The sequence below is a fragment of the candidate division WOR-3 bacterium genome, assembly GCA_016867815.1.
In the GTDB taxonomy this organism is placed as follows: Bacteria; Hydrothermota; Tepidihabitantia; order Tepidihabitantales; family Tepidihabitantaceae; genus UBA2258.
The window spans coordinates 13,407-38,449 of sequence record VGIR01000013.1 but is presented as its reverse complement, the minus strand read 5'-3'; the positions used below and the strand labels follow the sequence as shown (position 1 = coordinate 38,449).

The 25,043-nt window shown below is 62.1% G+C and carries 16 protein-coding genes and 2 tRNA genes; 9 read left to right on the top strand and 9 right to left on the bottom strand.

Annotated elements, in window-relative coordinates:
- The first annotated feature begins 18 nt into the window (after positions 1-18).
- From FJY68_03520 to FJY68_03510, 3 genes are all read left to right on the top strand, one after another.
- Positions 19-1,662, top strand: a complete 1,644-nt coding sequence (locus FJY68_03520; GenBank protein MBM3330904.1) for an ATP-binding protein — start codon at positions 19-21, stop codon at positions 1,660-1,662.
- Between the two features lie 204 nt (positions 1,663-1,866).
- Complete coding sequence (locus FJY68_03515; GenBank protein MBM3330903.1) at positions 1,867-2,142, top strand: hypothetical protein; 276 nt, start codon at positions 1,867-1,869, stop codon at positions 2,140-2,142.
- Positions 2,143-2,406: 264 nt separating this feature from the next.
- Positions 2,407-2,778, top strand: coding sequence for a hypothetical protein (locus FJY68_03510; GenBank protein MBM3330902.1), 372 nt, complete (start codon positions 2,407-2,409; stop codon positions 2,776-2,778).
- A 224-nt stretch (positions 2,779-3,002) separates the two neighbouring features.
- Here FJY68_03510 and FJY68_03505 read toward each other — a convergent pair whose 3' ends face one another.
- The 8 genes from FJY68_03505 to fabD form a co-directional block, all read right to left on the bottom strand.
- Entirely contained in the window at positions 3,003-7,898 is a 4,896-nt protein-coding gene (locus FJY68_03505) for a T9SS type A sorting domain-containing protein (protein ID MBM3330901.1), read from the bottom strand.
- A gap of 9 nt (positions 7,899-7,907) precedes the next feature.
- The gene (locus FJY68_03500; GenBank protein MBM3330900.1) at positions 7,908-10,124 is read right to left on the bottom strand and encodes a T9SS type A sorting domain-containing protein; all 2,217 of its coding nucleotides are present in this window, start codon (positions 10,122-10,124) and stop codon (positions 7,908-7,910) included.
- A 33-nt stretch (positions 10,125-10,157) separates the two neighbouring features.
- Positions 10,158-10,556, bottom strand: a complete 399-nt coding sequence (locus tag FJY68_03495) for a hypothetical protein (protein ID MBM3330899.1) — start codon at positions 10,554-10,556, stop codon at positions 10,158-10,160.
- Between the two features lie 9 nt (positions 10,557-10,565).
- Positions 10,566-12,806, bottom strand: coding sequence for a T9SS type A sorting domain-containing protein (locus tag FJY68_03490; GenBank protein MBM3330898.1), 2,241 nt, complete (start codon positions 12,804-12,806; stop codon positions 10,566-10,568).
- Between the two features lie 82 nt (positions 12,807-12,888).
- Positions 12,889-15,846, bottom strand: coding sequence for a hypothetical protein (locus FJY68_03485; GenBank protein MBM3330897.1), 2,958 nt, complete (start codon positions 15,844-15,846; stop codon positions 12,889-12,891).
- Positions 15,847-15,909: 63 nt separating this feature from the next.
- Complete coding sequence (gene truD / locus FJY68_03480) at positions 15,910-17,064, bottom strand: tRNA pseudouridine(13) synthase TruD (protein MBM3330896.1); 1,155 nt, start codon at positions 17,062-17,064, stop codon at positions 15,910-15,912.
- 177 nt (positions 17,065-17,241) lie between these two features.
- Positions 17,242-17,523 (bottom strand): TMEM165/GDT1 family protein, encoded by a 282-nt coding sequence (locus tag FJY68_03475; GenBank protein MBM3330895.1) that lies wholly within the window; start codon positions 17,521-17,523, stop codon positions 17,242-17,244.
- Between the two features lie 9 nt (positions 17,524-17,532).
- Positions 17,533-18,453 carry an ACP S-malonyltransferase gene (gene fabD / locus FJY68_03470; protein ID MBM3330894.1) on the bottom strand — a complete coding sequence of 307 codons (921 nt, stop codon included), beginning with the start codon at positions 18,451-18,453 and terminating at the stop codon, positions 17,533-17,535.
- Positions 18,454-18,721: 268 nt separating this feature from the next.
- On the opposite strand from fabD, the gene FJY68_03465 reads away from it, so the two are divergent.
- Positions 18,722-19,219, top strand: coding sequence for a hypothetical protein (locus FJY68_03465; protein MBM3330893.1), 498 nt, complete (start codon positions 18,722-18,724; stop codon positions 19,217-19,219).
- A 194-nt stretch (positions 19,220-19,413) separates the two neighbouring features.
- On the opposite strand, the gene FJY68_03460 is transcribed toward FJY68_03465, so the two are convergent.
- A complete protein-coding gene (locus FJY68_03460; protein MBM3330892.1) occupies positions 19,414-19,725 on the bottom strand; it encodes an RNA-binding protein in 312 nt (103 codons plus the stop codon).
- 830 nt (positions 19,726-20,555) lie between these two features.
- Between FJY68_03460 and FJY68_03455 the strand changes: the two genes are divergently transcribed.
- From FJY68_03455 to FJY68_03435, 5 genes are all read left to right on the top strand, one after another.
- Complete coding sequence (locus FJY68_03455; GenBank protein ID MBM3330891.1) at positions 20,556-20,987, top strand: GNAT family acetyltransferase; 432 nt, start codon at positions 20,556-20,558, stop codon at positions 20,985-20,987.
- Positions 20,988-21,029: 42 nt separating this feature from the next.
- Positions 21,030-21,103: transfer RNA gene (locus FJY68_03450), tRNA-Arg, on the top strand.
- Between the two features lie 112 nt (positions 21,104-21,215).
- A complete protein-coding gene (locus FJY68_03445; protein MBM3330890.1) occupies positions 21,216-21,656 on the top strand; it encodes a nucleoside deaminase in 441 nt (146 codons plus the stop codon).
- 9 nt (positions 21,657-21,665) lie between these two features.
- Positions 21,666-21,752: transfer RNA gene (locus FJY68_03440), tRNA-Ser, on the top strand.
- A 40-nt stretch (positions 21,753-21,792) separates the two neighbouring features.
- Positions 21,793-25,035 carry a T9SS type A sorting domain-containing protein gene (locus FJY68_03435; protein ID MBM3330889.1) on the top strand — a complete coding sequence of 1,081 codons (3,243 nt, stop codon included), beginning with the start codon at positions 21,793-21,795 and terminating at the stop codon, positions 25,033-25,035.
- The last annotated feature ends 8 nt before the right edge of the window (positions 25,036-25,043 follow it).

Sequence of the window (25,043 nt, the reverse complement as noted above, 5' to 3'; positions counted from 1 at the left end):
ACAAAGGAGTTGGCAGGCATGAGTGCATCCAGCGATATCGAAATCGGGCAAGTGGTCGAGGTGAACGGCGAACGCGCGCTCGTGGAGCTGACTGTCGATACGACTGTCGAGCTGGCCAAGGATTACTTCCCGGGCCAGCCCGGCTCGCACATCAAGATTGCGGTCCGGGACCGGAGCGTCATCGGCATCGTCTCATCCATCAAGATGGAAAACCCTCCCCTCCCGGCGGTGGGGCAGGACGCGCCTCGGACGTTGGGACGGAGGGTGGCGGACTGCATCCTGATTGGTTCGATGGGCGTAAACGGCGGGTTCATACGCGGAGTCGCCATCTATCCGACCGTGGGCCAGCGGGTGAAGATGGTGACGCCCGACGAGATGAAGACCATATTCTCCGAGTTCAATGAGTACGATTTCTCATTCGGCCATCCCTCGCATGCCGAGGACCAGCGTGCCTACATCAATGTCGATCACTTCTTCGGACAGCACATCGCGGTGGTCGGCAGCACGGGTTGCGGCAAGTCCTGCACCGTCGTTTCGATTCTCCAGGAGGCGATCCGCAAGTATCCGGACACGCACATTGTCGTCCTGGACCTGCACGGGGAGTACTCCACCGCTTTCCCGGAAGACGTAACGCGCATCGAAGCGGACCAGGTGGAGCTGCCCTACTGGCTGCTCAGCTTTGAGGAGTTCCAGGACCTGACCGTTGACCAGAGCGAGTTCTCAGCCAAGAACCAGATGACGGTGCTGCGTGACGCGCTGGTGCGAGCACGCGAAGGCACGGTTGGTAGCGACCGGTTGCGCAAGGGCGAGCGCGTTACCGCGGACTCGCCTGTCTTCTTCGACCTTGATGACTTGCTGGACACGATCCGGAACTGGAACATCCAGATGGTCCCCAATGCCGACGGCGCAATGGTGCCGGGGCCGTTGTACGGCGAGTTCGACAAGTTCCTCATCCGGCTCGACAGCAAGGTCAGCGACCCGCGCTTCAAGTTCATGTTCGGGCCGACTCAGTACACCTCCAACGACAGCTTCACTCAACTGCTGCGGGACTTTCTGTCAATCGGGACCGGTACCAGGATGGCGTGCATCGACCTGAGCGGTGTTCCCTCCGACGCGGTCGGCGTGGTGGCGGCGGTAGTTTCGCGCCTGGTCTTCGAGTTCAACCTGTGGAATCCCGAGCGCGAGCGCTTCCCGATACTGCTGGTGCTGGAAGAGGCGCATAACTACGTGCCCAGCCGCAACGACTTCCGACTGCAGGCGGCCAAGGCGGCAATCGAACGGATAACCAAGGAGGGCCGGAAGTACGGCGTCGGCACCATCATCGTCAGCCAGCGCCCCAAAGAGCTGTCCGAGACCGTGCTCTCTCAGTGCAACAGCTTCATTGCCATGCGGCTCACCAACCCGGACGACCAGGCATACGTCCGCAAGCTCGTCCCGGACGCGCTCTCCGGGCTGATGGACATGTTGCCGTCGCTCCGGACCGGCGAGGCGTTGATTCTCGGCGACTGCGTCGCTCTGCCGACGCGGGTGATGATTGACTGTCCGCAACCGAAGCCGATGAGTTCTGACGTGGAGTTTGCCAAGTGGTGGAAGGAAGGCGTCCAGGACATGGACGTTGACCGCATCGTCCGGCGCTGGCGCGGGAGAAGAAAAGACCTGTAGTCCGGTAGCTGCTCGAGCGTGAAGGCCGGCCGCAGACGCAGCCCTTCATTGCAGCTATCGGAGTCCGTTACGTAACCCTGCCGCCAGCAGATTCGAGTCCGCCATCTGGGGTGCTGTTCTACAAGTGCATGCGCCGCTCGTTCGCGAGCACAGGCCGGACCTGTAGCCGTGGCTCTGCCTGGCATTTGATCCAGCATCTGGGTCTTGGTCCCGCCGACCGTCGCGGCGACCATCACGGCCACTACCTCGCACATGGTCGCGCACATCACCTCGGCCACCAACCCGAAGACCGTCACGGCCACCACCGCGCAAACCGACTGCCTGACCGTGGCCGCTACCATTAGTGTGACCGCGTCGGCCTCGGTTGGGCCAATCGTTTCACCGACCACTGCGCAGTCAGCCTCAGCCACGACTCCAGCCACGGCCTGCGCTACCTTCCAGTGGACCATCGCGGCGACGGCGGCAGAAACAGTCACCTAGACCGTCCGCGGGACGGTCCCACAGACGATGACCTAGACGCTTGTCTCCATCGAATGCAAAGGGCCTTGTCTTGTATCTATCCAATTCTTTGATACTTAGACGCGTCAGCATCGGAGATAACTCACGTGCGTCTAAACGGTTGAGAACGGACAGACGAGGCGCTTGCAGGCACCTGCCTGCCCGCTCCTTAGTGGGACTGATCCTGGACGGGGACTGTCCCTAGGGTAAAAGTCAAGGCATAGGCCGCATGAAAGGAGCGCGGAAATGTCCGATGTTACGAGACGTATAGAGCGCTGGCAGAAAAAGTACAGCCCAGCGCAGGCCAAGGCGACCCTCGACCTTCTGCAGGAAGGCATGAGACAGCGCTACGAAGCTGCAACCGTGGAGATGGCAGCCATGGAGATGAAGGTCAAAGAAGTGCTGAACCAGCAGGGCGTCCACACCACCAACTACGTCCCCTATCTGAGCTATGCCCGCCAGCTTTGGAAGCTCTCGCGGCAGCAGCATATCACCGGCGAGAGCTTCGCCATGGCAAGCGAGGTCCTGCTCCAGAAATGGGCTGGCCGTGGCCAGAACCCCGACGTACTTGCAGCCATCCGAACCCAGGTCTTCAACTCCCCACCGCCAACTCCATAGCATCTACTGCACCGCTCGGCTGGTGAGCTAGCTGGACGGCGTCCTGAGAAGAAGCAGGCTGCCCGCATTGACGCGGGCAGCCTCTCTTGGACGGGTAGCTCGGCCTACTCGGTGAGAATCGCCTTCCTGCTGAAGCGAGCGCGGAACATGACCCAAACGTCCGACGTTTCGGATCGTGTCCCAAGCGTCTGCCACGCGGACTGGTATAGCTTCCGCACCGGGGTCTACTCCGCTAGCACAACTTTCCTGCTGAACCGCTGGTTCTCAGCCGCTAGCGTGCAGAAGTACACGCCGCAGGCACAACTACGCCCCTTGGCGTCCTGCCGGTTCCAGGTCAGGTTGTAGTAGCCCGGCTTCTGCTCACCGCTAGCCAGTGTATTCACGAGCTTGCCCGCAACGTCGTAGAGCTTGAGCACGACGCGGGTCTGGTGCGGCAGGGCATAGGCGATGTTGAGCCTCGTCCGCGCCGGGTTCGGGAAGGGTTGAGCCAGACTCAGGGTCTTGGGCAGTTTGACATTGCCGGCTGACTGCTGCCCGCCGGGCGCACTGTCATCGCTCTGGATGCGCAGCTTGTGGACCTTGTTCGGCTGCGGCGCGAGTGAGAAGAGGTGATGTCGGTTCTCACTCAGCACCAGACCTCGGAGCTTGCTTGAGTCCGATGTCTTGATAGCGACGATGTTGCCGCCCAGGGGCGTGATGCCTTTGAGCCTGCCGTCGTTTCCGTCCGTCAGGTAGATGGCACCTGCATCGGTTACGTAGACCGCGGTCGGCTTGGTGAAGCAGCCGGTGATGGTTGCCTTGTAGTGTCCGGACGTGTCCCAGGCGACGAGCCTGTCGTTCTTGGTGTCGGCCACGTACACAAGGTCGCCTTTGACCGCGATGCCTTCGGGCGAGTGGAAGTGAAGCGAGTCTGAGCCCAGACCGCCTCTCGTGAAGACGAGCGTCCCGTTCGAGCGGAACTTGCCGATCCGGTGCCAGCCCTTGTCCACCAGCCAGAAGTTGCCGTTCGTATCACGCTTGAGGTCCATCGGCTGGGACAGATTGGAGACCAGCCTTCTCCGGTTCTGACCGTTCTTGTGCAGCTTGTGGACGCGCTTGCCCTGAGCATCAAGCACGAGCAGGCTGTCATTGCCGACCGCGAGGATGGCCGTGACTTTGGCTTGCGAGCCTGAGTCAGTCACCTGGAAGCACCCAAGCGAGTCGAGGTCGTCCGACAGGTGCAGCACGTATCCGGTCGCGGAGCCGACGTACACAGACCCTTCGCCCATGCCCGACCCGCCGCCCGGCGGCCCGCCGCCTTCACCGCCGCCTCCGCCGCTGTTGGAGACTATGACCCAGGTGGTGCAGCTTGAGACGTGCCCGGCTGAGTCGGCACCGGTCAGCAGTACGTAGTATTCACCGTCAGGTATCGAGTCGGTGTTCCAGTAGCCGAGATGCACTGCCGGGCCCAGGATCTGCTGGGAGTCAGGGTAGGCCGGGGAATGGCTGACAGAATCAGGGTCCGCCGGTAGCCAGTTGGTCGAATCCACGTGCATGAAGAACAGCCGGCGTGACTCGAACCACGTGTCGCCGGCAACTTCGATCGGGTCATAGGCCCAGCCGGTGACTTCGACCGTGCCGCTGACAAGCTGCCCGGAGTCAGGCAGGCTGATGTGCACGACCGGTGCAGTCGGGTCGAGGATGATGGTATCCGCATACGGCGCGGCGTTCTCGTTACCGGCAGAGTCAAGGAAGAGCGCCCGCACGACCTTCATCCCTGCGCCCGAGCCGATGTTCCACTCGGCCAGTGTGTCGTACGCACCCCACCAGACGTAGCCCGAATCAGACTCGAACGCGTTAAGGGCTACGTTGTCGGTGTAGACGTTGCCCGCACCACTATCGACGCCCTGAGCCCGCACTCTCACCATCCCGCCGCGCCAGACCCAGCCCGACTCCGGTGTCGGCGTCTCCAACAGGAACCGGGTCGAGAGGTTGTACCGGCCAGTGAGCGACAGCAGGCTACCTGAGTAAGATGCGGAATCGACCAACTCCCAGAGCGTGTCGTGCTGGCTCGTGTCCTCTCGTGTGCTCCAGAACCAGAACGAGACTTCACCGGCAGCCTCGCCGTCGTGTACGTGAGCCAGAATGCTCGCCTCCAGCACACACGAGTCACCGGAATAGGCCGAGATGGACTCAGCCGGCACGAACTGCCTGACCCCAGCCTGCGGCATTCCGGCCGCTAGTTTGGCCATCGCCAGGCTCGTATCGTAGGCGCCATTCGCAAAGCTCCAAGAGCCTGCGGTCGCCAGGAACCCGCCATTCTCGATCAGGCCTACCCGTGGCCGATTCATGAACCGCATCCAGCCCACACCCGATGCCGAATCGTAGGCGGCAAGTGTGAGCGTGCAGGTCGAACTCGGCGCGAATCGCACCCCGCCCTGAATCACGACGCTCCCGGTTGGCCCGGTCGTGTCGAAGACGATGATGGAATCGATGGAATCCGGGTAGAACGGGCTGTCATTCTCACCGCTATCGCGGAACTGAGCATACACCCTGAAAGTGCCGCATCCCCTTGGGAACGGTAGCGCCGTGTCCGCGCAGAACGGGAACCACGCGGTCGTATCCGTAGCGTGAACCATGGTGTCCCGCTGACCATACCAGTCGAGGAGAATCCGGGCACTGTCGGCGGGTGTCTGTCCCGTCGTGTCCTTCTCCCATGATGCGCTTGTCAATCCTATCGGCAGCACTGGCGCTCCTGTCTTGGCGCCCGGCGGCACGACGACATCGACCTCCCCACTTGGACCACGCAGTATGTCGAGCCTCAGATACGCTTGATTGTCATCGGTGCCCTGTCTCTCTACATAGCGCATACCGGGATTGACGTTAGCGGCCAGGAGCCCTTCCCCATGCAGACCGCTCGGCATGCCCTGGTGCAGGATGAGCCACATCGTGTCACCAGGGTACAGCTTCTTTGTCCTGGATGTCGATTCGACGACTGCCCCATTCCACGTGAACCAAACTGAGGTCGGACTATTATCAGGTGTCGCCCGCTGGGTATCACGGTTCCTGACCAACGCGTAGAACATCAGCAGGGAGTTGGTCTGCGGTCGGTCCGGAACGACCCAGAAGCTGTCCACGACCAACTCCGGTCGGCTCTCCACCGACGTCTCGTTGATGAGCACGGGCCGTGGCGTCAGGCTCTCGTGCAGCCACCCACTTGCTGCCGCGTAATCCTGGTCGGACGGTGGGTCGTCGTCGTAGGCTAGGCTGTCCGCGACCATCGTATCTGACCTTGCCGGCAGCCTGGCAGACACGGACGGGGCCGGGTCTGATACTGGAATGCTCCAACACACCCACGTCCGTTTCTTCTGTGCCGTCGTATCCTCGAACTCGTAGACTCGAACCGAATCGTCCGTCGAGTCACCCATCATCACCCGCCCGTTCAGCCGCGTCCCGACGAGTATCGAGCGTGCCTGCTTGAAAGCGTAGTATCCGTACTGCGGCACTAGTTCCTCATCGTCCGCGGAGTCGTCCTGCAGCCACAGCCAGTTCCAGGGTTCTTCGATTTCGATGGGCGCGAAGTGCCAGTACGGCAGCCACCAGCACATCCTGTCGTAGCCTCCTCCGGCACCGGGCAGGGCCGGAATGCTGAGGCTGGTTGTGAACGACTGGCAGAGGTTGTTGGCATCGTCCTCCCGTGTCAGTCCCTGCTGCCGTACGTTCCATCCAAGCTCAGTGTTCCACAGCTCACTGCGATAGTCGCCCCACGTCTTTTGCATGACCGCGCGCAGTGTCTCAGCATCGGACTCCAGTCTCTCCGGCGAGAAGACGAAGCCATCCTGATAGGGATGCACGGCCACCCCATCCCAGAAGACGCCGTCCTCGGAAGTCTGGTAGCAGAGGTCAAGCCAGTGCACGCCGGCGACCAAGAACGAGTCATTCGAGTCGGTGGCCCGGTGCATCGCCCCGATCAGAATCGTGTCGTCGATGTGGTTCTCGTGACTTCGGATTGTCGAAGCGGCTACCCGGGCCATTCTCATATAGAGCGAGCACAGCCCCCGCGGCCCGTCAAACCCGCTCAGGTACTGCAGACGGTTCGGCCTGCGCCACCAGCCGGTAACGCCGTCGGCCCAACAGCTCTCGGATACACAGGTATCGTTCGGCTCGTTGGATACAATCCAGGTGTGCACGTTGGCCGCGTGGTCCATGAGCGAGTCTACCCAGCGGGCGTAGTAGTTGGTCTCCCCGGATCCGGGCCATAGGTTCAGCGGCGAGCCATATTCGACCGGGCCATACCCCCAGTCGTAACCGGTGTCCGGGGGCGTCCTCGGCAACCAGGTCGAGTCCTCGCGGGAGCTTGCCCACAAGGCGGACTTCACCAGGATACCGACGGGCCGCGCGCCGGTGCTGCAGATTAGCGAAATGTGCGCATCCGTGTCCCTGAAATCCCACGAATCCTGCGTGGGCTGATGCTCTACCCAATTGCACTCAAACGGCGCCGTGCGCCAGCCGGTCTGGGTCATGTAGTGCTGCCAGGCAGCTCTGCGGTTCGTTCCGTTGTTCCAGCCCGGCAGCTTCGCGAACCCGCCCCAGAATGCCGAATCCACCGGCCGCATCCGGCCATAGCATCGCATCGCCAGGCCGTGGGTCGGCGTCACCGCGCCCGGATATGACGCTATCAGACCTCCGTAGTTGTAGCCCGACGCATTGGTGAAATAGTACTGGATGCTGTCGCCGCCGCCTCGGGTGAAGCAGAACGCCAGCTTCTTCCCCTTCACGATAGACTCAGGGTAGGTGACGTTGATACTATCGAACCGGACCCAGTACTGAGGTCTCAGGTACTTTCCGTTGAACTTGTACGCTATCTGGTTACCGCCAGGATACGTTCGGATGCTGAGGTCGTATTGGCCTCCGCTGCCGTACTCGCCTGCGAATAGCTCCACGTATGCTCCCGAGGCGGCGTCCAGCTCGTCGAAGTTGGTGGTTATGAGCTGGGCTACACAGTTGTTGGGCGGAATCGTGTCCGTCCAACCTGACAGTGCCGCCGTGATTGGCTCCACATGGTACGCGGTCACCAGCGCCGCCGCGCACCCGCAGAGCGCCACCAGTATGGCGGCGGCCTTGCACACCTTTCCCTTCATGCTGTCCTCCTATTGTCTGACGAACTTCACCCTTGCTGAAGTCGCACCGGTTCCGCTTTGGACAAAGTAGACCCCAGGGGGTATTACCGCTATGTCCAGTACCACCTCGCCGCGCCCCCGGTTCTTGACCACGCACGGCATGAGTCTGCCAGCGATATCACGAACGGTCACCGTAGCTGGCCACTTGCCGTATATGGAAATACTGGCACTCGTCGTCACGGGATTCGGCCTGACGGATGGCTCTGCATGCACATCACCTCCTTTCGTCGGTTCACTCAGAGCAACCTGCGTTGATTCGTATATGCTCACGCCTGCTTCCCAGCAGGCGGCGTAGATGTGAGGCGACATGTAGGCCAGCCGATTCACCGTGCGCGGCGCTGTGCAGAAGCCACGGACTCGCATGTTGTGCACATCCGAAGCATCAATCACCCGTACTCCGTCGCGATTCGCTGCGTAGAGCAGAGTCCCGACCGCCTCGACCCAGTACGTGTTCGTCCCAACACTGAGCGAGTCCAGCAATCGAGGTTGGTCGGGCCGAGCAATGCTGTAGACGAGAATACCTCCCGACGACAAGAACAGGAACGTATCGCGAACCGTGCCGTTCCATGCCCCGCGCTGTATCGTTCCGACGATACTCGGATTCGACGGCTGCTTCACGTCGATGATGGCAAACGGGTAGTTGGCCGCGTATGCGAGCGTATCCACGACGCACAGACCGTACGCGTCCCCCTGTGTTGCGCAGTTTCCCACCAGCACCGGCTCCCTTGGTCGCGCGACGTTGACAATCTGGAGCTTGTTGATCTCCGCGATGTACACGAAGCTGTCGCGAATGACCATGTCTTCGGGCGGGTTGGTGACGTCCACGCCAGCCACCCGCTGGGGCCTCGCCGGGTCCGAGACGTCAACCGACTGGAACTGCGGACGCTGATACCAGTGCATGTAGGCGAATGAGTCGCGCGCGGCCACCGACATGCACGCGGGATTCAGACCAACGATGTCCACTCCGCCCAAACGAGATGGCCGAGTCGGGTCCGAGACGTCCAGAATTGTCATGCCATTCAGGGGCGAGGCCAAGTACGCCTTCGTACCGTCCACGTAGATGTCCAGCACGGAACCAGCGCCAAACGCAGTTGTGTCAAACGTTGGGTTTGCGGGATTCGTGACGTCAACCGCGACAACACCATCAGTGTAGTTAGCTACGAGGGCGTAGTTCACGGCGGGCACGACCGCCACGCCATACTCATACTCAGCCGGAATGTCGATGTGCCCGACTAGAGAAGGCGAAGCCGGGTTGGACACGTTCACCACGTCCAGTAGCGAAGTGAAGAGCAACGTGTCTTCGGTAGAAGGCATGGTGAGGTCCATCGCATCCCCGAGCGTGAGCCAGCCGACCTCTTGCGGTGAGGCCGGGTTCTTGACGTTGTAGATTCGCAGGCCTTCTCCGAAGATCATGTCGTAGCACAGCGTGTCTCGCACGTAGACCGCCAACGGCTCACCGCCAATTCTCCCGACTCGGTGAGGGCTGGCTGGGTTGCTGACGTCCACGATGTTGACCCCCGAGACGTGAACTAGATAGCAGTAGTTGCCTGCCTGAGTCATGAACAGGTCGCAACTGTCGCGACAAGCCCCGACCCGGACTGGCTGCCGGGGGTCCGCGATGTTGTAGATACGCAGGGTGTCATCTTCGCAGGCAGCGTAGACGAAGGAGTCCTTGACCGCGATATCGTTGACCACGGGCAGGTCGACGCGGCTGAGCAGGTTGGGTTGAGCGGGATTGCTTATGCCGTGGACTTCGAGGCCGGTTCCACCGACGTGAATGCCCGCTACTACGATAGTGTCGGTGATGATGGCCCGACGCGGAATCCCGGCGAAGTTCAAGTCGCCGAGCAAGTCGAAGGTGACGCTGTCCTGGGAGCGGAACCGAGCCAATGTCGCGCCCGATCCACGGGTCAAGCAGATGATGGTATCACCTGGTGTGACCTGCAGCGAAACCTTGAGCGACGGTCCATAGCTCCAGCGCCCCACGCACCGGAGTCCGCTGTCTTCGGTGGGCCTCCAACTCTGCCGCAGCAGGTAGCTCTCAAGGCCGTTCTTCTCCAGCCACCGATGGCCTCTAAGCGACCCCTTCACCATCATCGAATCCCGCAGCGCCATGTCGTCCAGCCGCTCGCCAAAGACGACTGTCGCCGCGAGCAACAACACTGCACTCCACCGCCGCGTGCTCATGACGCGATAATGCTAGACCTCTGAGTCACGATGTCAAGCCGCCGCCGACGCCGACCGCGTGAAGCAGAACGCCAGCTTCTTCCCCTTCACGATGGACTCGGGGTAGTCTACAGCCAGCTTGAACTTCACCCACTCGTGATCGACGTTGCCGCCGGCGTTCCCCGCCTCAATCGGAGCTCCGCCGGGATAGGTCCGGACCGTGACGTGATAGTCACCACCCCCGCCTTTGGTCCCTGCGAACAGCTCGCAGTATGCACCTGCCGCACTGTCCAGCTCATCGAAGTTGATCGTTATTACCTGGGCCACGGTTCTATGCTCAAAGGTGGTCCAGCCGCTCATCGCCGCGGTCAGGGGCTCCTGGTGGAACACTGACACGAGACCGAAGGCCGATGACAGCACTGCTGTCATCAGCACAAGAACGCTGCTCCTCATTTCCTCCTCCTATTGCTTTACGACCTTTACCCTGCTGATTCTCCTGTCGGTCTTGACCTCAACGAAGTAAACGCCAGCAGCCAGCTTCGAGAGGTCTAGCAACAGACCTTCGTTGGCCCCATCACTGGTGAAGACAGCCGGGACGACTCGGCCCGACACGTCGCGCAGTCGGACACTGCGGGTCGTCGCCCTGTCCACAGAAATCAGACACCGGTCACGAGCAGGACTGGGACGCGCCCTCAGGCTGGTCGCGAGACTCGTTGTCGAGACCTGCTCTTGCAGCGCGAGCGATTCGGCCCTGTAGATGCCAACTCCAGCTTCCCACATCGCGGTGTAGAAGTATGGAGCGGAGTAGACAACTCGGCGCGGGCCATAAGGCGTCGCGATCGCCGCTCGCCAGTGCGGCTGCGCGGGATTCTCCAGACTGAACGCCTCCAGCCCGTTGAACGTAGATACCACGGCGACCGACTCGGCAAGCGCCACGTCCCAAGCATGCGTCTGCAGTGGCGCGAAACCCAGAAGACGTAGGGAATGTGGGTCCGAGGCGCTGTAGACTCTCAGCGTGTCGTAGCCGAAGGGAACGTACAAGAACGTATCACGCACAGCGATGCCGTATGCGAAGACGTCAGTCGTGCTGACCACAAACGGACTGTCGGGTCGGGCAACGTTGGTGATACGTATCGCACCAGCAGCGGTGTACGCGAACGAGTCTTGAACGACGATAGCGACGCCATCGCCGCTGCATGTCCCTACCAGCACCGGCTCCCTCGGTCGCGCGACGTTGACAATCTGGAAGCGGTTCATCTCGGCGCAATAGACGAAGCTGTCGCGCAGGACCATGTCCTCCGGTGGGGCGAACGGGTCAAGTTGACCGGCGGCCCTGGGGTGAGACGGATCGCTGACATCCACCACTCTGAACCAGAACCAGTCCGCGAATGCGAAGGAACCCCGCGCTACCACCGAAGACATGTGCGGGAATTGCCCAGCCGAGTCATACGCCCCAAGCGTAGTCGGCTTGGCCGGGTTCCGAACATCGAGAATCTTGAGTCCAGACATCTGGTCCGCCACGTAGGCCCTGTCAATGTCGATGTAGACGTCAACGGCTTCGTCGGCATCCAGGATGAACGTGTCGCGGATGGGCTGTGATGTGTTGCGAGCATCATAGACCTGCAGTCCCGTCCAGTGCGAGCCGACGAAGGCAGACTGGGCTAGCCCGTTGGTCCAGACACCGTAGCCCCAGCCGGGCCTTCCGGCAGACCCCAACAAGCGAGGTCGGGTCGAATCAGCCACGGACACGATGGTCATCTGGTTGAAGTCGCTCTCGCCTGCCCCGTACGCCAGTGTATCAATCAGATATATGTCATTGCCGCCCGCGTCATCGAGCGAGCCGATCTGGTATGGCAGCGATGGAACGGCAACATCGAGGATATGGAACGTTATCTCGCCCGGTACGTTCGGGTTGAAGGTCGTGACGTAGCAGAGATGTCCTCTGGCTTGTACTTGTTCAATCGCGCTGCCCCAGGAGCCGATTCGGTGCGGGCTGGCAGGGTTGGTGACGTCTATGACGTACAGGCCCCAGCGGTCGCCGACGTATGCAGCGTTGCCTGCCACGGAAACAAGGTCTCCCGAGTCGCGGCAGGCACCGCGGAAGACCGGGTTTGCAGGACTTGAGACGTTGTAGATGCGGAACGAGTCGTCGCCGCTGATCGTATAGACCAGCGAGTCCTGCAGGGCGAAATCGTTCAGGGGTATTGGCGTCCAAGACAGGCGCACCGGATTCTGCTCGTCGGCGATGTTGTAGATTTCCAGACCGCGTCTGGAGCCGACGTACAATAGCGTGTCGGCGACCTCCACGCGGCACATCAGCCCTTCGGCATTGATGTCCGAGAGTAGCTCGATTGAGAGGGAATCCTGCCTGGAGAACCTGAGCAAGCTCACGCCCGAGCCGCGTGCCAACGCCACCAAGGTCTCGCTTGGAGTCGTCCTGCCGTCCACGTCATAGGACGGCCCGTATGACCAACGTCCGATTAGCTCTAGTCCCGAACTCTCAAGCGCCGGCATACTGACGCTCGTGTAGTACGGATCATCAATTCCCCGCTCCCGTAGCCATCTCGCCCGCATCCTCGGATGCACCCGACTGAGCGATTCTTGCACCGCCGCCTGTTCCTGGAACGCGCGCGGAAAGCCAGCGGCCACGCCCGTCGTGACCAACAACCCCAAACACAAGAGGACCGAAATCGCTCTTGTCATGGCTTCATTGTAGAACTCGTCTCAAACAAGTCAAGCCACCGCCCGAGACCGCGCGGTGGTGGCCGGGGCGTACCGAGTGTGGCTAGCGGGCTTCGGGAAGGTGGCGGAGGCTCGAAGGGATTTGCGATTGACGAGTGGCTAACGGCGAATTCAGGATGCCAGCCAGCGTCGAGCTTGATACCCCGAAGTACGGGCGGTATGACCAGAGCGGATTGACGCCGAAGCCGCATCCGGCAAAGACGCTGACCGGCAGAAGGTGAACGAGTATGAAGTCTGTCCTGAGTTCGGCACCGACTCCGAGCCTGGCACGGTTCAGGGGCGAGTCTGCAGTTTGCGGGCTGCAGCTGGCCGGGGAGGGCCAGGCGGATGTGAGCCCGGCGTCGGCGAACAAAGCGGCGTTGATGTTCTGCAGGAACAGAGGGCCCGTTCCCATGCCTCTTTCGATCCACCAAAGCGGCGTGCGGAACTGCATCCCGGCTGCCGCGATCGAGCGCGCCGGCTCAGACGCACTCGCGTAGCCGCGTACGCCGAGCAGCCCCGGCTCAGCTTCGAGCGCGAAGGCATCGGCGGCGGCTGCTTCGAAAGCGGTGCCCAGGACCAGTTTCGTCCGTAAACTCCACGTCTGCGGCGGAGCTCCCAGATACTGGAACCAGTAACCAACAACTCGCGTCAGGTCTCGGCCCGAGAGCATCCACTTCGCTTGCACGTCTGAGTGCAGACCGATGACTCGTCCTTCAACCGGGGCGACGCAGAAGCGGTACTGGTGAGCATTGGAGTGCGTCCAGTGCAGGTCTGCTCGTGTAGATAGCCTGCCCGGGACAGGATCCGAATCGCCAGACGATCCGGTCATGTCCCTTTGTGCCGTGACGCCGAGGGCGAGCCAACTCGAGTGTCTCATGGTGATGAAGGGAAGATCGAGGTTGATCGAGCCTGCCTGGCGCTGCAGGTCGAGGTCAGCCATGAGGCTGATAACCGGACGATAGCGGCGCAAGGTGTAGGAGGCGGTGAGGAACGGCGAAGAACGCTCAAACCGGTACCCGGCAGTCAGCTGGTATTGATGGAACTGGAGCGCATCCCAACCGAGAGTGAACGCTCCCAGCTCCGGCAGTGTCGCGTCAGCCGACAGCGACGCCCAAGGCAACCAGAATGCGGGCAGAAGGCTGGGGAACGGGCTGTAGTAGTAGAGCGGGCTTGCAGGGGGAGGAGTGAGGAGTGAGGTGGGAGCAGTTGGAGGCGATTCTGTGAACTCCGGGGCGGGAAGCCAGTCGGCGGCGCGGATGTCGGCGACTGAGACATCGTAGCCCGAGGCCGAGTAGCTCGCCATGGCAACCCGACGATTGTCGGGGGAGACGGTCGGCTCGAACACGCCATACTGAACGTTGGTGACTTGATAGGTCTTGCCGGTCGCGAGCTGGTAGGCGTACAGGTTGAAGACACCGGTACGGTCCGAGACGAAGAAGAGGGACTTGCCGGTCCTTGACCAGGTGGGTGTGAGGTCGCTGGCGCGGTCGTGTGTCACCGGTATCGTCCAGCCGGTGCTGCGGTCGACCAGTTCGATGTCGACGTACCCACCGGGACGGCTGACCCCGACGGCAATCCACCTGCCGCTGGGCGAGAACCGCGGACCGTGGTAGCCAGTGTGGTCTTCGGTTTCGGTGAGGCGGGTGATTCTACCGGTCCTGAGGTCGAGCAGCTTCAAGTCGTTCTGGCCTCCGCCATTGGCGACGAAGACGAGCAGGGACGTATCCGGGGCGTAGTCCGGGTCGCGCGCCCGCTGGCCGCGCGTGAGCTGGCGCAACTGGCGCGACGAGAGGTCGAGAGAGAAGAGTTCGGTGTGCTCGTAGCTATTGCCGACGATGTCCAGCTGGGAGAATGCCAACGACCGGCCGTCCGGGGAAAGCGAGAGGCTTCCGGTCACAAGGCCGCGGTGGAGTACGGTTGTCCGACCGGTAGCAGTGTCCAGCATCTTGATGCCCGGGTACTCGCGGCCGCTCTGCGAGAGGTAGTAGAGCCGGGAGGCTGAGCGCGACCAGAGCGGCGAGCTGGTCCAGTACCCTTCGCGGGTGAGCCGGCGCAGCGGGGTCAGCGGCTGCCTGCGAACATCCTTCGCGGCTCGTGTCGCCCTCGTGACAAGGCTCTCGGCGGTTTCCTTCCAAGCGCGATAGATGCTGCGGCCGAGAGTTCGGCGGGCGTGGAAGTTCTCGAGGAAGGGGAGACTGGTGGAGCGTCTGCGGTTGTACCGGTCCCAGACCCCGGGGTCGAGTCGAGCTGCTTCGCCGGCGTGCAGCCACGTACCGTAGAGGTAGGGAGCAGACCCTCCGGGGTAGCGCTGAAGCTCATACGTGCCGGATCGATCCACCGGCAGCAGCCGGTTCGAATCGGCGGCTGCGCGCGCGATCATGTCGTACTCGGCGCTGCGCAGGCGGCCGAAGTCCGAGAACTTCGTCTCATTGTAGACCGCGTAGCCTTCATTCAGCCAGGCCGGGGCCAGAGCGTTCGGCATGCTGATGCGCCCGAATACGTGGCGGAGCGCCCTGGGTACGCCGGCTGCCTGGTCGGTCTGCAGGATATGCGCGTATTCGTGGAGAATCAGCAAACGCAACCAGTCGCCTTCGTTTGACTTGCTGCCGGCCGGCGGCGTCGGGATGATGGTGATGGTGTTCTTCGGGAAAGGAGCGGCCCAGCCATTGAAGTAGTCGTAGAAGTCGGCAATGACAACTTGGGTACGGGTCTCTGGGGTCCATCCCACGACCGGCGTTAGCGTGGCATGGACCTCCTCGGCGATGCCCGCGACTTCTCTCGCCAGCCAGGTGCTGGAGCTGTCGGGACGGCCGCGGCAGGAGAAGTGGACGTCGAAGTGCTGGGATTCGACGGTGTACCAACTGAGACGCGGGTCGATGCTGATGCCTCCGGGCACCTGGGCGAAGAGGAAGAGCGGGAAGAGGCAGGGGACAAAGAGACATAGGGATAGAGGGATAGAGTGCCGAAGAGCCAAAGTAGAAAGCACGAAGTGGAAATGGCAGAGTCCGGACTTGTGCATTGCCCCTTGGAACTTTCTCCTTCGCCCTCGATCCCTTTGTCCCTTTATCTCTCTATCCCTTTCCTACAGCAGCGACAGGCGCTTGATGAGCATCGTGGCGTAGGAGCCGGGCGGGAGGAAGAAGGAGAGCACGAGTTTCTTGCGGCCGGGGTAGAGGTCGTCGGCTTCGGGCGCAGTCGCCCTCATGTTCTCCGGTAGGACCACGGCTTTGCGCGGGTAGGCTTTGAAGAACACGCCGCGGATGCGCAGCTTCAGCTCCAGTTGGTCGAGGCTCAGGCCTTCGCGGGCCAGGACCTGGTTGGTGACCCGCGCCGCCCGCTCGCTGGCAAACTCCGCGTCCGGCCCCGGCGCCGGGACGACCAGCTTGGACAGGAACTTCGCGTCTGTCGGGTTCAGTTCGTCGTAGAAGGCAAGAGAGCCGAGGAAGTACTCCAGCTGCCGGAGTGGCGCTTTGAGGTCTGCCAGCAGTGCGGCCAGGATTTCGTTCCAGAGCCATGCCTGATAGGCGTTGACGAAGAGCTCGAGCAGCTGGCGCGGGATGAGATAGACCGCGCCTTTGAAGTCCTTGGGGCTGATGCTAAGATGCCGAATCGCCGGCTGGCCCTCAGGCGGCGCAAGTTCCAGCAATCGTCGCCAGTTACCCCAGTTGTCTTCGATGGCGGACTTGCGGCGTCGTGTCTGCGTGTCGTCGGCCGACGATGGCGTGCCCAGCCAGAGTCGGAGAGCGCCGTTGAAGTGGCCGGCGATGAGGCGGCGGGCGATGAAGCCCTGGCCGTGTCGGGCCGACCCAAGGCGCTGCTCGTCGTAGTAGTTCGGGAAGCCGAACCGGTTGACCTTGGGCAGCGCGGAGAGGATTGCCGATGCCTCATCGTCGGTCAGGGCGCGCAGCGTGACCTTGAATGAGTTGCCGAGCAGCACGTCGCGGCTGACCGGTTCATCGGCCATCCCGGCCAGGCGGAGCGTGTAGTTCTTCTCGACCACTTGCTTTGGGCCGCGGCCCGGCAGGGAGAGGTACTGCACCGAGAGGGCGTAGCGGTCCTTGAGCCCGGCCCGGCTGAGCTTCCTCAGACCGTGACGTTGTTCCAGATGGGTGATGACGTCGAGGGTGTTCCAGAAGCGTTTCTCAAGCCGGTAGACCGAGTGGGCCCCGGCTCGTTTCAGACGGAGCCTCAGGCGTTCCTCGACGCGGAAATCCTCTGGCCGGGCCTTCAGCTTCATGTTGGAAACGAGAGCCGGTATTCACCACCAAGACACAAAGGCACAAAGACAATCCGACCGGCAGCAGGCACCCGGGCCGCTCCAATCCGTCCGGACCTTCGTGTCTTGGTGTCTTTGTGGTAGGGTTCCGTTTCTGTCCCCTTGGCGTCTTGGCGGTTCAATTCCGGTGCCCCCGTGTTAGGCTGAGCGGAGGTTCTTGGCCACCAGCAACGCGCCGATCACGATGAAAAGCACGCCCGCGCCCAGCTGGACCAAGCGCACCGGCAGGACCCGGCTGAGCGCACTGCCGATGACGCAGGCCAAGAGCGAGCTCGTGACCAGGGCAAGTGAGCTGCCGACGAAAACCGACAAGAACGTGTTCTTGCCCGTGGCGAAACAGAGCGTGGCAAGCTGTGTCTTGTCGCCAAGCTCGGCCAGGAAGACCGAGCCGAATGTGGTCAGCAGGAGTCTCCAGTCCATTCTGTCTCCTTAGTGGGCGGCGACGAGGGCTTCGACGTCCGAGACCTTGCCGGCCGGCAGGACCATCAGCTCGCGGTCGATTCTGCGGGCGAGGCCGGCGAGAACATTGCCCGGTCCGACTTCGAAGAAGCGTTTGCAGCCAAGCTGTTTGGCGCTTTCGACGGTCGCGACCCAGCGGACGGGCGATATGAGCTGCCGGGTCAGACAGTCGCGGACATCGGCGGCAGTCGTGACCGGCTTGCCGGTGACGTTGGCGACGACCGGGAAGGATGGAGTGTGAATCTCGAAGCTTCCCAGGAAGTCGGCGAACTCGGCCGCCGATTCTTTGAGCAGGGGCGAATGGAATGCGCCGGATACAGGCAGGAGCACGGCTTTGAGCGCGCCGCGCGTCTTGGCCAGCTCGGCCGCGGCCTTGACAGCCGGGACCTCGCCGGAGATGACCGTCTGCTTCGGCTCGTTGTAATTGGCCGGTACAACCACGCCACCAACCTCCTTGCAGAGCAGCTCGACTGCTCCTGCGTCCATGCCGATGATTGCGGCCATTGTACCGGGGTTCTTCTCTCCCTCGGCATACATCAAGGCGCCGCGGCGCTTCACGAGCTTCATCACTGAGTCGAAGTCGAGCGCGCCCGCAGCGTACAGGGCTGAGTACTCGCCGAGGCTGTGACCGGCAGCCATTGCCGGGCTGAGCTTCGGCAGTACTGCCAGCGCCGCGAGCGAATGGGTCAGGATAGCCGGCTGGGTGTAGCGGGTCTGGCGCAGCTTATCTTCCGGACCTTCGAACGACAGCGCCTTGATGGGGAGCTCGAGGACCTGCTCGGCATGTTCGTACACGTCGTGGGCCGGCGCGAACTTCGCGTACAGATCCGCGCCCATGCCGACGGACTGCGAGCCCTGTCCGGGGAAAAGGAGACCGATTGGGTCACTCATCGTGTTGCCTTTCTGTGGGGCCTGCTTCGGGTCGTTGGTGCGGAACCTGCCCGCGCGCAACGACACGCTTCTGACGGTCACTGTCCATCATACGGTTCGAGTCGGCAGTGTCAAAGCCGGCAGGGCAGCGATGAAACAGGGAAGGCTGAAACAGGATACGAAGGGGAACCGGTGTCCTTCATCTCTCCGCCTTCATCCTCTCGGCTCTAGGTCCAGCGGATTGTTTGACCCGCCGGGAGTTGACCGGTATGATTCCCGCCACCCGCTGATGAAGCGAATTGCCGCTCTGTTGCTCTTCTCTGTCGCCGTTGCGTGCGCGGCCACGGTCGGCTATGTCTCGATCGAGACGGACTCGCTGCCGGATCAGGTCTATCTCGACGCCACGACCGTGCCGATGACCGTAGCTCCCGTCGTGGTCGAGGCCCTGCCGGGCAAGCACTTCGTCAGCTTGTTCCCGCCGAAGACCGTGTACAGAGCTTCAGTTGACGAGGCGCCCGAGCAGTTCTGGGACAGGCTAAGAAAACTGGGCGCGATTCCTGACCAGCCCGGTCTTATCTCGAGCTACGAGGCCGGTTCGGTGCGCGTGGGTACCGAATGGGTCTACGTATCGCCGGACGACACGGTCAAGGTCAGGCTCTCGCATGCCGAAGTGCTCAAGACCTACCGCCGGGACTCCGGTTGCGCGATGAACACGTTCATCGGCTGGACCATCGGCATCGGCGCGACCATGGTCCTTGCCATCATCTTCTCCCGCATCAACACCTGAAACACCTGAAACACGATTGACAATTGTCGATTGACGATTGTCGATTGTTGGCGCGACGCCGGGTACGAACGGCCTGAGGCCCTGCTTCTCGAGTCCTCTTCGTGTCTTGGTGTCTTGGTGGTGAAACACCCACGAAGCTTCCTCCCAAAAGAAGCGGGCGGGCAAGCGCCCGCCCGTAGCTAGGTAGGACAGCTCTACCAGCGGTTGCCGCCGCCGTCGCCGCCGCGGTTGCCACGCTCGCGCGGGCCGCGACTCTCGGTGCGGGCGCGGGCTTCGTTCACGGTCAGCGGACGCCCGTCCATCTGGTACTGGTTCAGAGCCGCGACGGCCGCCGCCGCCGCCTCATCCGTAGCCATTTCCACGAATGCGAATCCGCGGGAACGCTCGGTGAACTTGTCCTTAACGATCTCAGCCGAGGCTACCTCGCCGTGCTGGCTGAACAGCTCGCGCAGCTGGTCCTCGGTCGCGCTGAAGGGAAGGTTCCCCACAAACACGCGCTTTCCCATGTATCTACCTCCGAACAGGTTTACGCTTGGGGCACGTTACGGAACTACGGGTGCGGGCATGTAGGACATACTGACCTGACTCATAGACTCCCGGCCGACCACAAGCACTCTCGAGACCTCGCGCTGTTTGCCGGATACCAGGCCTCGCGGTACCCGGCGTGTCATGTTAACTTCCGGGTCTACTGTGTCAAGTGAAATCACGGGCGGGTGAAATCACGGGCGGGTATCGGCAGGGCGCAACGCGTTGCGGCGTGCGCGTGGGCTTCCTCGCTGCCCTCCAAGAAGTTTGCGGGTTGGCTGGCAGCGCGATGCCCCTGAGTTTCCCGAGATGGGGTGCTCGTTCCTGATTTGTCTACGCACGGAACGGCCTTCTCTCCTATCCTCTCGGTAGTTCCCCCTGGAGCGGGGAGTACTGCTCCCGCTCCTTCACCCCGGCTGATACGCGCTTTCATGTCAGGAGTAACTGACCACGGTCCCACGCCGCAGGAAGACGAAGAAGAGGAGTAGGGCGTGAGTGTCTATTCGATGGGCGGCGGGCGATGAATCCGAGGTCGGGCATCTACTTCATGCGCGAGGAGCCACAAGCCGCAAGCTCCAGGCTACAAGCAGTCAGGAAGGTTGTACTGCAGCGGCAGTCGGCATCCTCCTCACCCCAACCCTCTCCTCAGTGAGGAGAGGGGGAGCCATCTGTGTCCATCTGCGTTCGTCTGTGGTTGATTGACCGGCCATCTTGCTTCGGGCATAGTTTGACTTTGCGCCTGAGTCGGTGAGAATCTAGGCGTGAGACTGCCGAAGAATCTTGGCTGTCATCCGTGCCGGGAGGGGACGGTTTGAAGGGCATTGAAATACGGCCGTTCGTCATCGAGGATACCGACCAGGTGCTGGAGGTGTGGAGCCTGGCCGGTATGACCACGCCGGAACGGAACCCCCGCTCCGACATCCAGAAGAAGCTCAGGCACAGCCCGGAGTCGTTCTTTGTCGGCGTCTTGGATGACAAGGTCGTGGCCACGGTCATGGTTGGCTACGACGGCCACCGAGGCTGGATCTACTCGCTGGCGGTCAGACCCGATCTGCAGCGCAGGGGCATAGGTACGCAGATGATGGAGCATGCTGAGAGCTGGCTGCGGCAGCAAGGTTGTCCTCGGGCTAAACTCCAGGTTGATGAGGCCCGAGGCGACGTGGCCGGATTCTACCGGAAACTCGGCTACGAGGTCCAACCCCTGGTCAGCATGGCCAAGTGGTTCCGCGTCTCGGGTTCTTGACTTCGGCCTCTGCGGGGAATACAATTGGCCGGAGTTCCCAAAGCGCCCGTAGCTCAATTGGATAGAGTGCCGGACTACGAATCCGTAGGTTGCGCGTTCAAGTCGCGCCGGGCGCGTTCTGAAGCAGGGGTTCAAGGGTCCAAGGGTTCACGGGCTCGGGTCAGGGCCAAGAGCCAGAGCCCCAGAACCCCGGAACCCCAGAACCTTTCGTTGGACCATGAGCGGTGGATGAGGGTGGCGCTGGCTGAGGCTGAGGCTGCGGCCGCGGAGGGCGAGGTGCCGGTGGGGTGCGTGGTGGTGCACGAAGGCCGGATAGTCGGCCGGGGGCACAACCGCACCGAGGCGCTCAAGGACCCGACCGCACATGCCGAGATAGTCGCAATCGGAGCCGCCGCGACCGCGCTTGAGAACTGGCGGCTGACCGGGGCGACGGTCTATTCCACTATCGAGCCATGCCTGATGTGCGCCGGAGCTCTGACTTTGGCAAGGCCCGACCTCGTGGTGTTCGGCGCGAGGGATCCGAAGTTCGGCTGCCTGGGCTCGCGCTATGACATAGCCCGCGACAATCGCTTCAATCACGAACTGAGCGTGGTCGAGGGGGTGCTGGCGGTGGAGTCCGCGAGTCTGCTTAAGGAGTTCTTCCGGTTGCGGCGCAAGAAGCCGCAATGATATCTTTTTGGAGAGATGGCCGAGTGGACGATGGCGCGTGACTCGAAATCACGTATACCCGCAAGGGTATCGGGGGTTCAAATCCCTCTCTCTCCGTACTATTCGACAAGTGAGCAGCCAGGAGTTAGGAGCTAGAGTGAGCGGCAGGATACGATTCGCGCTGCTCTTTGCCGTCGCCGTGCTATCGCTGCCGACGGCCGAGGGACGGCAGCTTCGTCTGGTGAAGTCGCAGCGGCGGAGCATCCCGGGTGAGGCGGCGCAGGCCGCGCGGTTCCTGCAATCGTACACCACGCTGCAGGAAGACGAGCCGGCATTCGAGCGCTTCCGGTTCAAGCCGACCGACGCCGACCTCGACCGTATCAGGAAGCTGCAGGCCGGCGGCACCGACACGGTACGCGTGCTCTGCCTGCGGGTGGAGTTTCTATCCGACACAACTCCCTTGACAACCGGCAATGGCAAGATGGACACGCTCGGGTTCCTTTCGCCGGACTCAGGCCTCTTTTATGACCCGCCGCACTTCAAACGTTACTTCGAAAGGCAGATGGAAGGGCTCCGCAACTACTACTTGGCCCAGTCGCTGGGTAAGTTGTACGTCGAGTTCACGGTGATGCCTTCCGGGGAAAAGACCTGCTATCAGCTTCCGCGCGAGATGCAGTTCTATGGCGACACCATCTCCTTCGCTGCGGTTGAGGTCGGGCTGGTACGTCTGATGCGCGATGCGTTCAAGGTTGCAGACGAGGATCCGGAACTGCACTTCGGCGACTATGACGAGTTCATCGTGTTCCACGCCGGTTCCGGTCTTCAGTCGGACTTCGGTCTGAGAAACGACTCGCCGTTCGACCTTCTGGCCGGCGAGATTCCCTCCGGCGCGATCCAGGCCTACCTGGGCGAGCCGCACATCTCGGTGGATTCCGGCCGTACCCATATCGAGCAAGGGACGGTGCTGCCGGAGATGATGCGTCAGGACACCATGTACGAAGGCCAGACCAACATCCTTGGCATGACGGGTCTGGCTGGAACGCTCTTCCACGAGTTCGCGCATCTGCTGGGAGCCTACGACCTGTACGATGTGACCGGCGCGACTATGGGCGTGGGCGGATGGAGCTTGATGGGCTACGGCAGCTGGCTTGGAGACTACGGGGCGGGAGCTCCGCCCGGCGTCGTCCCGGGATTCCTGGATGCGTACCATCGTACGCTGTTTCTCGACACCATCAGCCAGGTGAGGACGGTCAGGGTGCCGATGGAGTCGATCCCGATATTCGCAGCGGAGATGGACACGGAACTCTTCAGCCAGCGGGGTGATTCGCTGCGCCCCACCATCGTCAAGATACCGATAAGCCCGGAAGAGTACTTCCTGATTGAGAACCGCCAGGTAGACGTCAAACAACCCGACACGATTGACGTGGACGTCGAGGATGGCGTGGTCATCGCGGTGGGCGGCAGTGAGTACGACTTCTTCCAGCCCGGGTCCGGTCTGCTCATCTGGCACATAGACCGGAGGGTGCTGGCCGACTACGGGCCGTTCAATGCCGTCAACATCGACCCGGCGCGCAAGGGCGTGGACCTGGAAGAGGGCGATGGCGTGCAGGACTTCGACGTGCCCTACTGGCAGTCGCGGGCGCCGAACTACGAGGTCTACGGGCATAAGTACGATCCGTTCTCCAAGGGCGGGTACAACGACAGCTTCACCGCCTACACTAACCCCAACACAGACGCGTACAAAGGTCGCAGCTACATCGGCGTCAGGCTGCTGGGGGCCGTCGACTCGACCGCGCCATTGAAGGACACGGTCATCTCGGTGAAGGTCGGATGGGACCTGTACCAGCCGGGGTTCCCGAAGGTGGTCGGCAACACCCCATTCCTGTCGGCCTTCGCTGCCGACATGGACGGCAACGACACACTCGATATCGCGGTCATCGACGCGGGCGGCGGGCTGAAGATGTGGCGGTCGAACGGATCCGCGCTCCGGCCGCCGTTGAGCATAGGAGCCACGACCAGGGCTGACATCGCCATCGGCGACGTAGCCGGTGACTCGAGACTCGAGGTTGTGGCCGCCGGGAATGACACTCTTGTCACGGTCGTCCCGGTTTCAGGCGCGCCGACCCGGATCAAGGTGGGGGACAGGGTTTTTGCTGCGCCGGTGCTGGCAGATCTGGACGGAGACGGCAAGAAGGAGATCATCGTTGGTTCGACCGACATGAAGCTGTATGCCTGGAAGGGCGACGGCAGCCTGATGCCGGGATTCCCGGTGGCGGTGGGCTCGGAAATCCGCGCGGCCGTGGCGGTAACCGATACCGTCCGTCCCCGGATCGTCCTGCTGAGCGGCGATGGGAGGCTGTTTCTCTACGAACCGGATGGATCGCTCGTGAGCGGCTTCCCGGTAGTGCTGAGTATCTCGCCGTTCTACGCCAAGGCCCAGCCTCTGGTTGCCGACTTTGACCGGGATGGAAGCAGAGAGATTGCTGCGGTGGCCGGCGGCGAGCACGACTACCGTCTCTACGTGGTGGGCCTCGACGGTACGGTCAAGTTCCGGTCCCGCGAGTTCATCCGGAGTCCATTCACGGGCACGCTGTCAGCCGCGGATATGGACGGCGACCTGTACCCGGATGTGCTTGCCGCCTCGATGAACGACCTCTTTGCGTTGAACCGCAGCGGGAACCTGGTCTCGAACTACCCGTTCACGCAGGAGTCCACCTATACGACGACGGAACTGGCCGGTAACTGGATCATCACGGTTGACGTCTACTTCCAGTACGCATCTTCGCCGGTCGTGGCTGACGTGGATGGTGATGGAGGGTCGGATTTGATCATCGGGTCGCCTGAGTACGGTTTGCTCGGCCTGGACGGCACAACCGGAAAGCCGCTGCCGTTCTTTCCGCTGATGGCAACGGCGGGAATCAGTGCCGTGCCGCTTGCCGTTGACCTGGACGGTGACGGCAAGCTGGAACTGGCTGCCGGCGACGATTCCGGCACGTTCTATGTCTGGAAAATGCCGGGCCCGGCCAGCGGCATCAAGTGGCCGTGCGCGTATCACGATGCCTGCCACACCGGTCTCATCCTGGAATCAGAGCTCCCTCCCTGGCAACCGCGTACGCATACCGGGCTGGTCGACAAGCTGTACGTATACCCGAACCCGGCGGGCAGTTCCGTCAACGTCCGCTACCACCTGCATGATGCCGACGAGGTGAAGCTTCGGCTTCTGGACATGGCCGGGGAACCGGTCGGCGCGGAGTTCGACGGCCAGGCGGTGAAGGATGCCGACAACGAGACAACGGTTGACCTGAAGAAGATTACACCCGGTACGTACGTGGTCAGGCTTGAAGCGAAGCGACCCGGGCGACGCGAGGTGAAGTTCACGAAGCTGGCGGTCATAAGGTAGGCCACGGC